The organism is Deinococcus grandis (assembly GCF_001485435.1).
Lineage (GTDB): Bacteria > Deinococcota > Deinococci > Deinococcales > Deinococcaceae > Deinococcus > Deinococcus grandis.
Genome location: NZ_BCMS01000001.1, coordinates 688,478 through 701,739 on the forward strand (window position 1 = coordinate 688,478; position 13,262 = coordinate 701,739).

Annotated in this window: 14 protein-coding genes; 9 read left to right on the forward strand and 5 right to left on the reverse strand. The window is 71.6% G+C overall.

Annotated elements, in window-relative coordinates:
• Positions 1-22: 22 nt before the first annotated feature.
• Positions 23-1,093, reverse strand: coding sequence for a peptidase C39 family protein (locus DEIGR_RS03405; RefSeq protein WP_058975288.1), 1,071 nt, complete (start codon positions 1,091-1,093; stop codon positions 23-25).
• Positions 1,094-1,217: 124 nt separating this feature from the next.
• Here DEIGR_RS03405 and DEIGR_RS03410 point away from each other — a divergent pair, with 124 nt between their 5' ends.
• The 3 genes from DEIGR_RS03410 to DEIGR_RS03420 are packed head-to-tail and all read left to right on the forward strand — an operon-like array spanning position 1,218 to position 3,046.
• Positions 1,218-2,126 (forward strand): P1 family peptidase, encoded by a 909-nt coding sequence (locus DEIGR_RS03410; RefSeq protein ID WP_058975290.1) that lies wholly within the window; start codon positions 1,218-1,220, stop codon positions 2,124-2,126.
• 18 nt (positions 2,127-2,144) lie between these two features.
• Complete coding sequence (locus DEIGR_RS03415; RefSeq protein ID WP_058975292.1) at positions 2,145-2,594, forward strand: NUDIX domain-containing protein; 450 nt, start codon at positions 2,145-2,147, stop codon at positions 2,592-2,594.
• On the forward strand, positions 2,591-3,046 hold the full coding sequence (locus DEIGR_RS03420; protein ID WP_236704644.1) for an NUDIX hydrolase: 456 nt from the start codon (positions 2,591-2,593) through the stop codon (positions 3,044-3,046). The genes DEIGR_RS03415 and DEIGR_RS03420 overlap by 4 nt, the downstream gene beginning before the upstream one ends.
• On the opposite strand, the gene DEIGR_RS21125 is transcribed toward DEIGR_RS03420, so the two are convergent.
• Positions 3,043-3,765 carry an N-acetyltransferase gene (locus DEIGR_RS21125; RefSeq protein ID WP_083523913.1) on the reverse strand — a complete coding sequence of 241 codons (723 nt, stop codon included), beginning with the start codon at positions 3,763-3,765 and terminating at the stop codon, positions 3,043-3,045. The two genes, DEIGR_RS03420 and DEIGR_RS21125, sit on opposite strands and share 4 nt — an antisense overlap.
• A 110-nt stretch (positions 3,766-3,875) precedes the next feature.
• Here DEIGR_RS21125 and DEIGR_RS03430 point away from each other — a divergent pair, with 110 nt between their 5' ends.
• The 6 genes from DEIGR_RS03430 (at position 3,876) to DEIGR_RS03455 (ending at position 8,953) form a co-directional block, all read left to right on the forward strand.
• The gene (locus DEIGR_RS03430) at positions 3,876-4,151 is read left to right on the forward strand and encodes a hypothetical protein (RefSeq protein ID WP_058975294.1); all 276 of its coding nucleotides are present in this window, start codon (positions 3,876-3,878) and stop codon (positions 4,149-4,151) included.
• 81 nt (positions 4,152-4,232) lie between these two features.
• Complete coding sequence (gene cobA / locus DEIGR_RS03435) at positions 4,233-5,783, forward strand: uroporphyrinogen-III C-methyltransferase (protein ID WP_058975295.1); 1,551 nt, start codon at positions 4,233-4,235, stop codon at positions 5,781-5,783.
• A gap of 90 nt (positions 5,784-5,873) precedes the next feature.
• Entirely contained in the window at positions 5,874-6,431 is a 558-nt protein-coding gene (locus tag DEIGR_RS03440) for a precorrin-2 dehydrogenase/sirohydrochlorin ferrochelatase family protein (RefSeq protein WP_236704645.1), read from the forward strand.
• Positions 6,428-7,519 carry a glutamyl-tRNA reductase gene (gene hemA / locus DEIGR_RS03445; protein WP_058975299.1) on the forward strand — a complete coding sequence of 364 codons (1,092 nt, stop codon included), beginning with the start codon at positions 6,428-6,430 and terminating at the stop codon, positions 7,517-7,519. Before DEIGR_RS03440 ends, hemA begins: the two co-directional genes overlap by 4 nt.
• Positions 7,520-7,644: 125 nt before the next feature.
• Positions 7,645-8,553: a YgfZ/GcvT domain-containing protein gene (ygfZ, locus tag DEIGR_RS03450; protein WP_456151373.1), complete on the forward strand. Its 909-nt coding sequence runs from the start codon at positions 7,645-7,647 to the stop codon at positions 8,551-8,553.
• Positions 8,546-8,953: a hypothetical protein gene (locus DEIGR_RS03455; protein ID WP_058975303.1), complete on the forward strand. Its 408-nt coding sequence runs from the start codon at positions 8,546-8,548 to the stop codon at positions 8,951-8,953. The genes ygfZ and DEIGR_RS03455 overlap by 8 nt, the downstream gene beginning before the upstream one ends.
• Positions 8,954-9,023: 70 nt before the next feature.
• On the opposite strand, the gene DEIGR_RS03460 is transcribed toward DEIGR_RS03455, so the two are convergent.
• From DEIGR_RS03460 to DEIGR_RS03470, 3 genes are all read right to left on the reverse strand, one after another.
• The gene (locus tag DEIGR_RS03460) at positions 9,024-10,043 is read right to left on the reverse strand and encodes an ABC transporter permease (protein ID WP_058975305.1); all 1,020 of its coding nucleotides are present in this window, start codon (positions 10,041-10,043) and stop codon (positions 9,024-9,026) included.
• Positions 10,044-10,074: 31 nt separating this feature from the next.
• Complete coding sequence (locus tag DEIGR_RS03465; RefSeq protein ID WP_058975310.1) at positions 10,075-11,097, reverse strand: ABC transporter permease; 1,023 nt, start codon at positions 11,095-11,097, stop codon at positions 10,075-10,077.
• A 329-nt stretch (positions 11,098-11,426) separates the two neighbouring features.
• Entirely contained in the window at positions 11,427-13,148 is a 1,722-nt protein-coding gene (locus tag DEIGR_RS03470; protein WP_058975312.1) for an ABC transporter substrate-binding protein, read from the reverse strand.
• Positions 13,149-13,262: the final 114 nt, after the last annotated feature.

The following is a 13,262-nucleotide window of genomic DNA, read 5'->3' on the forward strand; positions in this document are numbered from 1 at the left end:
TCAGGGGGGCGGGGGGCGGCGCTCAGCGGGGCGTGATCAGGTACGCCACGCCGCCGGAGTGGCCCAGCCACAGCCGTTCGAACGCGGCGCGCGGGTAGGTGCGGCGCACGCCCGCGTCGGTCGGGGCGGCCGGGTCGTTCAGGACCGGGTTGCCCTGCGGGTCGAAGCCGGTCAGGACCATCAGGTGCCCGCCCGAACTGGGGATGGCGGCCCCTGGCAGTTCCCCGGCCTTCCAGCCCAGGCTGACGGCCAGCGGGGTGCCCTGCGCGGTGTAGGTCTCGGCGGCGGCGAGGCTGGGCAGGCGCAGCACGACCGCGCGCATGCCGCGCGCCCCGGCGTACGCGGCGTTGAAGGCCCAGTTGCCGGTGCCGTCGTACTCCCGGTCGAAGGTGCCGCGCGCCGCGTCGGGCACCGTGACGTTCACGCCGTGCTTGGCGAGGATCATCGAGACGCTGGTCGGGCTGCACCAGACCTCCCCGCCGTCCGGGTAGAGCATCTGGGACCGCTGCGGCACCCGGACCTCCTTCCCCCACGCGGCTCGATTGCCGGGGGCACCCAGGGCCTCGCTGCGGCGGGCGCGGTCACTGGTGTTCAGTGCCACGAGCCGCACGGCGGTCCCGGCGCCGCGCAGCGTCACGCGGTACTGCACGGCGCTGGACTTGGCGGTCAGGCGCAGCGTGTCGGTCAGGACCTGCCCGGCGCTGTCCTTCTGCCCGTCCAGGCTGGCGCGGTCCCCGGCGTCGCTCCAGGTGCCGAAACTGAACCAGCGGGTCCAGCCCCCGGCGTTCTGCGCGCGGACCTCCACGCTGACGCTGCCGCGCGCGGGCGTGACGGCGTTCCACGAGGGGACCAGTTCGTCGAAGGCGGGCACCCTCAGGGGCGCGGACGTCCAGGTGCCGCTCGTCGCGCCCGGCGCGAGGCTCAGGCCTGCGGGGGTGGCGACCGCGCCGCGTCCCTCGCCGCCGGCCCAGTCGCCGGGCTGCTCGTGGATGGTGGTGGTGGAGTTCGGGTACGTCATCGTGAGGGCCTCCGCGCCCGGGCTGAGCAGGGACGCTGACAGGACGAGGGTCGGCAGCAGGGGACCGCGTTGCATGTGTGCCCCGGATGATGCCGTCTGCGCCGCGCGCTGTGGTGAGGAGTCCGGCCGTGAGTGTCCCGGCCGTGAGTGTCCCGGCCGTGGGTGGCGCGGCGGCGGGCCGAGGTGCTGGAATGCCCGCATGACCCCGAACCTCACCCTGACCGGCATTCCTGGCGTGCGCGTGGGCCACTGGACGCACGCCGAGGCCCGCACGGGCTGCACCGCGATCCTGCTGCCCCCGGCAGGCGCGGTGGCGTCCGCGTCGTTCCTCGGCCCCAGCCCCGGCACGCGCGAGGGCGTGCTGCTCGCCCCGGAGAAGAAGGTGGAGCGCATTCACGCGCTGCTTTTGACGGGGGGCAGTGCCTTCGGGCTCGCGGCGGCGTCGGGCGTGGTGCGGGTGCTGGAGGAACTTGGCGTGGGCCATGAGACGCCCTGGGCGCGCGTGCCGATCGTGCCCGCTGCCGTGATCTACGACCTGGGCGTGGGCCGCGCGGACGTCCGCCCCGGCGACGCCGAGGGGGAACGGGCGGCCCGCGCGGCCAGCAGCGACCCCGTACCGCGTGGTCTGGTCGGGGCGGGCACCGGGGCGACCGCCGGGAAGTACCTGGGCCGGGGCGCCGTGCCGGGCGGGCTGGGCAGCGTGCTGCTGGAGCGGCATGGGGTGCGGGTGGGGGCGCTGGCGGTCGTGAACCCCATCGGGGACGTGCTGGACGAGCGGGGCGGCGTGCTGGCCGGGCCGGGTATCGGGCCGGGCGCGGCGGTGTTCACGCCGGGCGACGCGGAGAACACCACGCTCGTCGCGGTCGTCACCGAGCACGCCCTGAGCAAGGCGGAGTGCCGGCGGCTGGCGGATGCGGCGCAGGCGGCCCTGGCGCGCGTCATTCACCCCAGCCACACCTTCTGGGATGGGGACAGTGCGTTCATGGTGAGCACGGGGACGCTCCCGGCGGCCGATCCGTTGCTGCTGGGCGCCCTGGTGCAGGAGGCGGTGTGCGCGGCGGTGCGGGACGCGGTGCGCTGCTCAAATCCGGCCTCGTATCAACAGTAGGATGTGTAACATGCTCACATGAGTAGAGAAGGCTATGTCCGTGACCTCCGCGCACTGATCGGCCCGCGCCCCGTCAACCTGATCGGCGTCGCGGCCCTCATCATCGACCCGCACGGGCACCTGCTGCTCGCGCGGCGCGTGAACGCCGACCGCTGGGGCCTCATCGCGGGCCTGAGCGAACTGGGCGAGGCGCTGCCCGACACCCTGCGCCGCGAGGTCCACGAGGAGAGCCGCCTGACCGTCACCGACGCGCACCTGATTGACCTGCTCGGCCCCGCGCAGCTCAGCGAGGCCCCGAACGGCGACCAGTTCTACGCGTACACCGCCGCGTACCGCGTGACCGGCTGGCACGGCACCCCGCAGCCCGACGGGCATGAACTCGCCGACCTGCGCTTCTTCCCGCGCGCCGACCTCCCGCACCTGCCGCTGACCCGCCTGGGCCACGCCGCGCTGACGTGGACCGCGTGACGTACATCCGCGACCTGCGCGCCCGCACCGGCCCGATGCCACTGATCCTGTCCGGCGCGTGCGCGCTGCTCCTGCGCGGCCAGGAGGTCCTGCTGCAACGGCGCGGCGACACCGGCGGCTGGGGGACACCCGGCGGGCTGAGTGAACCCGGCGAGTCCCTGGAGGACACCCTGCGGCGCGAGGTGCACGAGGAGACCGGTCTGACCGTGCTGGACCCCCTCCTGGTCACGGTGGTCAGCGGGCCGGACACGTTCGTGCGCCTGCCGAACGGGGACGAGTTCTATCAGGTGTCCGCCGCGTACGTCGTGCGCCGCTGGGAGGGCGTGCCCCGCGCGGACGGGCTGGAGGGCCTCGAATTGCGCTTCTGGCCGCTGGACGCCCTGCCGGACGGGCTGGGCCCGGTGGACCGCGTGGTGCTGGCGCAGCTGCGCACCTGCGTGGGTGTCCTCTAACCGGCCCGGGTGAAGGTCAGGCGCAGGGTGGTCAACCCGAATCCGGCGCGGCGGATGTTGCGTTCGCTGGCGCTGCCGGGCGTGGCGAACACGCTGGCGAGCGCTGCGCCCTGCGCGTGGGCGGCGTGCAGGCGCGCGGCGAGCAGCGCGGTCTGCGCGCCCAGGCCCCGGAGGCCGGGCAGGGTGGAGGTGCCGAACAGCGCCGCGACCCCCTCCGTGAGGCTCAGCGCGGCGGTCCCGGCAGCCTGCCCGTCCACGTTCGCCTGATACAGCTGCGTGCCGGGCAGGTGCGCCACGACCCGCATGACGGCCTCGCTGCCCGGGCCGAAGCCCTGGGCGGAGAGGGCCGCCCAGCCGTCCGGGTCGTCGCTGCGGCGCACGTCCAGGGTGGGCGCCGGGGGGAGGTCGTGCAGGTCGTGCGTGAAGGCGTGCAGCACGTACGTCAGGGCGTACCCGCGCGCGGTCAGGAGGGGCAGGGCGTCGTTCACGCTGGGGGCGAGGAGGTGCAGCGTGGCGGGCGTGTCGTGCGCGGCACTGAACGCCTCGAAGGCCAGCAGGTCCGCCTCCGTGAGCGGCGCGCTCCCGTCATGCCACGCGCTGTTCAGCGGCAGGCCTGGACCGTGGTGCGCGGCGACCAGCGGGCCGAATTCGGCGCGGGTGCCGCCCCGCCCGTGGGCGGTGGCCTCGGCCCGCGCGAGCTGCCGGATGGGGTCGTTCATGAGGGCCAGCCTAGCGGCTGCGGGGGGCGGCGGGGGGAGTCCCTTAGGCCAGCCTTGACCTTGTGACGTATCGCCCCGTTGCCGGGCGGGGGGCGGGTGAACGATGGGTCATGATCGCCTTCCACCCTCACCTGTTCGTCCGCATCGTGGAACTCGATGGGCCGCGCGCACCCATGCCCCTGTCCAGCGGCTTCAGCGAGGGCCGCGCGTACCGCGTGCTGGGCGTGTACAACCCGTCCGAGTCGTCGGACGCGTACTTCATCCTCCCGAACGACCGGGACGAGATGTGGTTCATCTGCCAGCGGCACCTGCGCTTCGCGGGCCTGCACGACACGTCCGCGCATCACCTCGACCTACCGGACCTGCACGCGACCGCCGCCGACTGAACCGGATAGCGGAGGCGCTGCATAGAAGTGGATTAAACGGGTCAACTGTCATGGCGCGGGTCAGCCGTTACCCTGGGGCGCATGACTGCGCCTGCCTCCTCCCGTGCGTTCGTGTCCCTGGTCGGCGCGGGTCCCGGCGACGCCGGACTGCTGACCCTGCGCGGCCGCGAGGCGCTGGAGCAGGCCGAGGTGGTGCTGTTCGACTACCTCGCCAACCCGGACCTGCTGCGCTTCGCCCCGCAGGCCGAGACGATCTACGTGGGCAAGAAGGGCTTTTCCGAGTACATCCGGCAGGAGCAGATCAACGACCTGCTGGTGCAGAAAGCGCTGGGGGACGGCGGGCGGCGCGTGGTGCGCCTGAAGGGCGGGGACGTGTTCGTGTTCGGTCGCGGCGGCGAGGAAGCCGAGGCGTGCGTGCTGGCCGGGATTCCCTTCGAGGTGGTGCCCGGCGTGAGCAGCGCCCTGGCCGTGCCCGCCTACGCCGGGATTCCCGTCACGCACCGCGATCTGGCGCAGTCGTTCGCGGTCCTGACCGGGAACACCCGGGGTGGCGGGGCGCACTACGGTCGGCTGTCGGGCGTGGACACGCTGGTGCTGCTGATGGGCGTGCGGAACCTGGGCGAGATCGCCGCCGAGCTGATCGAGGCGGGCCGCGCGCCCGGGACGCCCGCCGCGACCATCCAGTGGGGCACCACCCCGCAGCAGCGCAGCGTGACCGGCACCCTGGCGACCATCGCCGCGCGGGTGCGCGAGGCTGGCCTAGAAGCCCCGGCGGTGACGGTGGTGGGCGAGGTGGTGCGCCTGCACGACCCGCTGCAGTGGTTCCAGGCGGCGCACGGAGCGCGCGGGCCGCTGGCGGGGCAGACGGTCGCCGTGACCCGCACCCGCGTGGGCGCCAGCGACCTGTCCGAGCGGCTGCGCGCGCGGGGTGCGAGCGTGCTGGAAGTCCCGCTGATCCGCTTCGCGCCGACCTCGCAGCCGGAGGCGCTGCACGCCCGCCTGCGCGACCTGAGCGGGGTGGCGTGGCTGCTGCTGACCAGCAACCAGGCGGTCGCGGCGCTGTTCGAGCACCTGGACGCGCTGGGCCTGGACGCCCGGCACCTCGCGGGCACGCGGCTGGCGGCGGTGGGCCCCAGCACGGCCCGCTCGCTGGCCGAACGGGGCCTGCGCGCGGACTTCGTACCCAGCGTGGCGGGCGCGCGGCACCTGGGCGCGCAGATTCCCGCCACGCCGGACGGCGGGACGCTGCTGCACCTCACCTCGCAGCTGGCCGAGGATCACCTGGAACGCGCCCTGGCCGCGCGCGGCCTCCCGTACGGGCGGGCGGAACTGTACCGCACCGAACCCGCCCGGCCCGACGACCTGAGCATGGACCGCCTGCGCGGCGCGGCCGTGGTGACCCTGGCGTCCGGCAGCGCGGCGCGGCATCTGGCGGCCCTGGCCGGGACGGACTTCCGGGTGGCGGCGATGGGCGAGCAGACGGCCGACGCGGCGCGCGAGGCAGGCTTCACCCGCGTGACGGTGGCGGCCGTGCCGACGCTGGACGCCCTGGCCGACGCGGCCGAGGCGGCCCTGCGGACGGGGGCGGGGGAGGAGCGGCCCACGGGCGTTCCGGCGTCCCGCAGCCAGTGACGGTGCTGCGCTGGAATGGCGTCCCAGTCGTCTTTCTTACCGATCGGTCGGGGACGGCTGCCCCGCGCCCGGCGCGCTATGCTGCGCCACGTGAGTTTCCTCCCTGCCTTCCTTGATCTTCGCGGCGTGCGCGTCGTCGTGGTCGGCGGGGGAGAGGTCGCGCTGCGCCGCACCCGCACCCTGCTGGACGCCGGGGCGCAGGTGCAGGTCGTCGCGCCCGAGCAGCACCCGGACCTCGCGGCGCTGCCCGTGACGGCCCTGACCCGTCACTACCGGCGGGGCGACCTGAGCGGCGCGGCGCTGGTCGTCGCCGCCACCGGCTCCGCCGACGTGAACGGCGCCGTCGTCCGCGACGCCCGCGCGCAGGGCTCCCTGGTGAACGACGCCGGGGACGCCACCCACGGCAACTGGCGTTTCCCCGCGCAGGCGCAGCGCTCGGGCGTGCAGGTCGCTGTGACCAGTGGGCGGGAACTCCCACTGCTGGCCCAGGCGATTGCCGAACGCGCCGCAGCCCTGCTGCCCGACGAGGCCATCCTGGACGGCTGGACCGCCCGGCGCGAGGCCTCCCTGACCCAGCCCGAAGCCGAGCGGGCCGCCAGCCTGGACGCCCTGCGCCGCGACATCCGCCAGTTCGTGGGGCTCGCGTGACGCTCGCCTGCCCCACCGCGCACGCCCTGCTGACCCGCACGGGCGCGCACGCCCCGCAGGCGCTGGATTTCGTGGTCGTCGGCCTGAACCACCAGACCGCCCCCGTCGAGGTCCGCGAACGCGCCGCGGTGCGCGCCGGGCACGAGGGCACCCTGCTGTCGCACCTGTGCGGCTATGCGCAGGAGGTCATGCTGCTCGCCACCTGCAACCGCACCGAGGTGTACATGGCGGGCGTCAGCGGCGACCCCCGCGCCGCCTTCGGGGGCGCCTGGGCGCAGGACCTCGGCGAGCACCTGTACGTCCACACCGGCGAGGCCGCCGTCACGCACCTGTACCGCGTCGCCGCGGGCCTGGACAGCCTCGTCATCGGCGAGACGCAGATCCAGGGGCAGGTCAAACGCGCCTGGATGGACGCCCGCGAACGCGGCCTGACCGGCACCACCCTGAACAAGGTCGCGCAGGGCGCCCTGGCCGCCGGGAAACGCGTCCGCTTCGAGACCGGCATGAGCGACAAGATCGTCAGCGTGTCCAGCGCCGCCGTGGAACTCGCGCAGGCGGCCCTGGGCAGCCTCGCGGGCCGCACCGCGCTGATCATCGGCGCGGGCGAGACCGCCGAACTGACCCTCACGCACCTGCGCGCCGCGGGCGTCGAGGACGTCATCGTCGTGAATCGCACCGTGGAACGCGCCCGGCAGCTCGCCGAGAAACTGGGGGGGCGCCCCTGCGCCGCCGACTACCTCGAGGAGGTCCTGCCCGAGGCCGACGTCCTGATCGCCTCCAGCGGCGCGCCCCACTACGTCCTGGGCGCCGACGGCGTGAACGCCGCGCTGCGGCAGCGTCCGGGCCGCCCGATGTTCCTCATCGACATCAGCGTGCCGCGGATCCTGAACCCCGACATCGCCGGGGTGCCCGGCGCGCACCTGCACAACCTCGACGACCTGACCGGCATCGTGGCCCGCAACATGCAGAGCCGCCGCGCCGCGCTGCCGCACGCGAACGCCATCGTCCGCGACGCCGCCGCCGATCTGAGCCGCTGGCACCTGACCCGGCAGGCCCGGCAGCGCGAACTGGCCCTCGCCAGCGACTGAACCTCCGGGCTGTGAGCTCTGAGCATTGATCGGTGACTCAGGCATGGGCACCAGCCCCGGCTTTTACCCAGAGATCAGGTCCCTCAGCGCTCACCGTCCCCTCCCGCGTGTCATCCGCGTTCCACATGCGGCGCGCCGCATCCCGTACCCTGGGCGGCATGTGGACCCGGATTCCCTCCAGCAGCCTGCGCGTGACCGGCGCGGACCGCGTGGATTTCGTGCATGGTCAGATGACGAACAACCTCCGCGCGGCGCCCACGCCGGGGCTCGTCCCCTGCGCGTTCCTGAACGTGCGCGGGCAGATCGAGCAGTTCGCCCGCGCGTACCGCCGCGAGCAGGACGTGTACCTGCATCTGGACGCCGGTCAGGCCGGGGCGCTGGCGGCGCGGCTGCGGCGGTACATCATCTTCGATCAGGTGGAGGTGCAGGACGTCACCGACGAGCTGCGGACCGTGCACGTGTGGCCCGGCGCGGTCCCCAGCGGCTGGCAGGCGGACGGAGGGGACGCGCAGACCTTCAGCCTGGCCGGGAGTACGGTACTGGCGGGCCGAGTGAACCGCGCGGGCGCGGCGGGCGTGGACCTGCATTACCTCGCCCGGCACGGGGACGCCGTCCTGGCGGCACTCCCGGGGACCGAGGTGGCCCTGGCTGAACTGGACGCCGCGCGCGTGCAGGCGGGCATCCCGGACATCACGCGCGACGCCCTGACCGGCACCCTCCCGCAGGAGGTCGGCCTGGACCTGACGGGGCCCCTGCCGTCGATCAGTTACCGCAAGGGCTGCTACGTGGGGCAGGAGATCATGGCCCGCCTGGAGGCCCGCGGGAACGCCCGCTACCACCTCGTGCGACTGACCGGCGCCGGACCCTGGGAGGCCGGGGCGGAGATCACGGCGGACGGGAAGGTCGTCGGTCAGGCCGGACTGCACGCCGGGAGCGGCAGCGTGGCCCGCCTGCGCAAGGAACTCGCGGACGGCGCCGGGGTGCAGGTGGCCGGACAGACGGCGACCGTCACGCTCATCACTGCGCATGCTTGAGGCCCTGACCCGTGATCTGCGCGCCGGGGACGCCGCCGGGTACCGACGCGCCGCGCGCCGCGCTCACCTGATCGCGTTCCTGACCCTGGCCGCTCCGGGCGTGCCGCTGGGCGCGCTGCTGGCCATTCTCAAGCCCCTGCGGGTCGATGGGCTGGCGACGCAGGCCGGCGTGCTGCTGCTGGTCCTCCTGCTGGCGGGCGTCGCGTGGCACCTGTCGCGCCGCACCGCCCGTGACGAGACGCTGCCCGCCCCGCAGGGCGCCCTGGCCGGGGCGATGCAGGCCGCCACGGCCCCGGGGCTCGCGTTCCTGGTGGGCTGCGCGTTCCTGTCCACGCCCCTGTTCGCGGCGCTGCTGTGGACGCTGGCACTGGTCCTGTTCGTCCTGACCCGTCCCCGCTGACCCGGCTGCACAGCACGAACAACCCCCCGCTCTGGTCTGCGGGGGGTTGTTCTGCCGGATTCTGGTGTGTTCAGCGGGACTTGGGGTCCAGCGCGTCGCGCAGGCCGTCACCGAACAGGTTGAAGGCGAGGCTGAACAGCACGATGAACGTCGCCGGGTACACGAGCACGTACCAGTACTCGGGTTTCAGCCACGCGCGGGCGAAGTCGATCATCTGACCCCACTCGGCGGAACCGGACTCGAAGCCCAGGCCCAGGAAGGACAGGCCCGCGACAGTCAGCGGCACGGTCGCCAGGTCCAGCACGGCGATGGTGAACACGGCGGCGACGCTGTTGGGCACCACGTGCTTCAGGATCAGGCGGGGGTCGCGCGCGCCCAGGCTGCGGGCGGCGTCCACGTACTCCAGCTGGCGGGTGCGGAGCACCTCACCGCGGATCAGGCGGGCGTACCCGGCCCAGCCGGTCACGCAGAACGCCACGATGATCGGCAGGGTCGGGTCGTAGTCCCCGCCGCCGCTCTGGAAGCGGGCGCGCAGGATCGTCAGGATCACGACCGTCAGGATCAGGGGCGGCAGCGAGAACAGCACGTCGATGAAGCGCTGGATCAGGTTGTCGATCCAGCCGCCGTAGTAGCCGCTGATCGCGCCGATGACCACGCCGAGCGCCAGGGTGATCGCCACGATGATGAACGCCATCTTCAGCGCGGTGCGGGTACCCCAGATCAGGCCGTAGTAGATGTTGTAGCCGTTCACGGTCCCGAAGGGCGCGGCGGCGCTGGGCGCGCTGGGTTCCTGCGCGAAGCTCAGACGTTCGGTGCGGTAGCAGCTGGAGGGCGGGGTGAACACGGCGCGCCAGAACGCCCCTCCGGCGGGGTTGTAGACCTCGTTCGCCTCGGTGATGTTCAGGTCGCGCAGGCAGTTGCCGCTGGGTTTGGCCAGCAGCGGCGCGAACAGCGCGATCAGGCCGAACAGGATGGTGATGATCAGGCCCGTGATGGCCAGCGGGTTGCGGCGCAGCTTGCGGGTGGCGGGGCTGGTCCAGAACTCCTGGAAGCGGCTGCGTCCCTGGGGTTTGGTGGCGGCAACGGTCATGCGGTCCTCCGGGTCAGGGTGGGGCGGGGCATCAGTCGAACCTCACGCGCGGGTCGATCACGCCGTACAGGATGTCGACGATGGTGCTCACGACGACCACGATCACGGCGGTCAGCATGGCGAAGCCCAGCACGGCGGCCAGGTCGACGCCCACGGCGGCCTGCACGACCCACTGGCCGATGCCGGGGAACGCGAAGATCGTCTCGGTGATCAGCGAGCCGCCCAGCAGTCCGATGATCAGGAAGCCGCCCAGCGTGACGATGCTCAGCAGGGCGTTGCGGCGGGCGTGCTTGCGGTTCACGACGCTGGCGGACAGGCCCTTGGCGCGCGCGGTGCGGACGTAGTCGCTGGTCAGCGCCTCGAGCATGTTGTTGCGCATGACCTTGATGATGTTGGCGCTCAGGACGATCACCAGCGTCAGGGCCGGGAGGATCATGTGCTGCAGGGCGTCCCAGGCGATGTCCCAGCGGCCGTTCAGGGCGGCGTCGACGGTCAGCAGGCCGGTGTAGGTCTTGATGTCGCCCAGTGCGAAGGTGTTCACGACGTTCAGCTGGCCCGAGCCGGGCAGCCAGCCCAGGTAGGCGTAGAACACGGCGAGCAGCAGGATGCCGACCACGAAGCTGGGCAGCGAGTATCCCAGGACCACGAACACACGCAGCAGCTGGTCGATGAACTTGTCCTTGTGCAGGGCGCTCAGGGTGCCCAGCCACACGCTGATCAGCAGGATCGGGATGGCGGTCAGGATGGTCAGTTCGACCGTGCGGGGCAGCCGCTCCTTGATCGTGACGATCACGTCCTGGTTGCTGGCCTTGGAGTACCCCAGGTCACCCTGCAGGGTGCTGCCCAGCCAGCGGCTGTACTGGACGGGGAAGGGGTCGCGCAGGCCGCGCTGTTCGATGATCTGTTCCAGGCGGGCGGCCATCTGTTCGCTGCGGATGTACGGCGCAGCGCGCTGCTCGGGGGTGAGCAGCTGGGTCAGGCCGACGATCATCAGGGAGAGCACGAGCATCACCACAGGAATCTGGATGAGTCGCTTCACGATGAAATTGAGCATGAGAGCCTCGGGGTGGGTGACTGTCCGCGTGTGGAGCCGCGCTGGGCTCCGGCGGTCGGAGCGAAGGGATGAAGAACGAACGTTGGTTTGGAAGGTGACGCCTGAGCTGTAGTCCGCTCTCTAGACTAGTTCAAAAGGGCCGGACAACGCAAAGGTGACGGTCCTGGCGTCCCGGGATGGAGAACCGATTCTGACGACTGGGACGCCGGATTCCCCGGTGGTGCTGACCTGTCGGGCTGCGGCGTCGGCGGGCGTGGGGGCGGGGCGCATGACAACGGCCAGGGCAGCCCCGGTGTGGGGGGCTGCCCTGTGCCGTCAGCTCAGAAGGCTTACTTCTTGCTGAGTTCCTTCCAGAAGGTGCCGGTGGCGCTGAAGGAGATCATGGGGTTGTAGTTGCTGGCGCTCACGCCGACCAGGTTGTCGCGCATGAAGATGTACGCGATCCCGGCGGGCATCAGGATGTAGGGGGCCTGCTCGAAGGCCTTCTTGCCGACCAGGCTGTACAGGCGGTTGCGCTCGGTGTTGTTGACCGTGCTGCGGGCCTGCTCGAGCCACTTGTCGATCTGGGCGTCCTTCCAGTTCAGGCGGGGGTTGTAGTACCCGTTGCTGCTGTAGAAGGTGTACATGAAGTTGTCGGGGTCGGCGTAGTCAGGCGCCCAGCCCATGATGGTCATGGCTTCCTTGCCGTCCTTGGAGTCCTTGAGCATCTCGCTCCACTGCTTGGCCTGGATGTTGATGCGGAACTTGGGGTTCAGCGCTTCGACGTTGGCCTTCAGGATTTCCATGGCCTTCTGCGCGGGCTCGTTGCCCTGGCGGTAGTTGGCGGTCAGGGTGAAGCCGTTCTTCCACAACTGGCCGCCGTAGGCGCGCTTGAAGAAGGACTCGGCCTTGGCCTTGTCGTAGCTGTACTTGCTGACCTTGGCGTCGTAGCCGCCGAAGATCTCGGGGAGCAGCATGGTGCGCTGCTTGCCCTTACCCTTCTGCACGTCGGTGATGTACTTCTGGTAGTCGAAGGCGTAGCTGAAGGCGCGGCGCACGTTGGCGTCCTTGAAGAAGGTCGCGGGGATGCCCTTGCCGTCCAGCTTGCCGCTGCCCAGCAGCGCGGGGTTCTTGATGTTCTGGTTCATGAAGAACGCGCTGGCGAGGGTGTTTTCCAGGTTGTCGATCCAGGCGACGCCGGCCTTGCCCTTGACCTGGGTCTCGTCGACCGCGCGGCCACCGCCGTCGATCAGGTCGGCGTCGCCGCGCAGGAAGGCCTGCTGACGGGCGGCGAGTTCGCTGACCTTCTGGATCACGATGTTCTTGATCGCGGGCTTCTTGCCCCAGTAGCCGTCGAACGCGGTGGCCAGCAGGGTGTTGGAGTCCTTGCGGACCAGCTTGTACGCGCCGGTGCCGCTGGGGGTCTGGCTCAGCTTGCTGTTGGTCAGGTCCTTGCCGACCCAGTCCTTCCAGGTGGCTTCCTTGCCGTTCCACTCGCCCAAGCCGGCGGCGTGCTTGCTGTCCACGACGCTCTGGCCGGAGAAGGCCAGTTTGGCCAGGAAGGCGGGGTCCACGGCGGGCAGGTTGAAGATCAGCTGGCCGGCGCCATTGCACTCGACGGCCTTGTCGATGCGGGCCCAGGTGATGGTCTTGTCGTCGTCGGCGTTGGCGCCGGTGCCCAGGAGGCTCTCGGCGAGGAACCAGTTGCCGGACTCGGCGCTGTTGGTGACCAGGTTGCGCTCGAAGGTGTACTCGGCGTCGGCGCAGGTCATGGCGTTGCCGCTGTGGAACTTCACGCCCTTACGCAGGTCGAAGGTGTAGGTCTTGCCGCCGTTGCTGATGGTCCACTTGGTGGCCAGCAGGGGCTCGAGCTTGCTGAGGCTGGCGCCGCTGTAGCTGACCAGGGTCTCGTAGATGTTTTCGACGACGCCGCCGGAGGCCGTGTCGTAGGTGACGCCGGGGTCCAGGGTGGGGATGTCGGAGGAGGACTGGTAGACCAGGGTGTCCTTGGGCGCGGCCGCGAGGGCGCTGGTGAGGGTCAGCAGGGTGGCGAGAGCAGCAACTTTTTTCATTGATCCTCCAGGTTGGTACTTTGACAGTGCAGGCAAGGGCGCCTGTTGCGGCGTCTTGCTGAGGCTGTCTAGGGGTTGATCGGCGGCATCATAGCGCAGGGATAGACGGGCGGA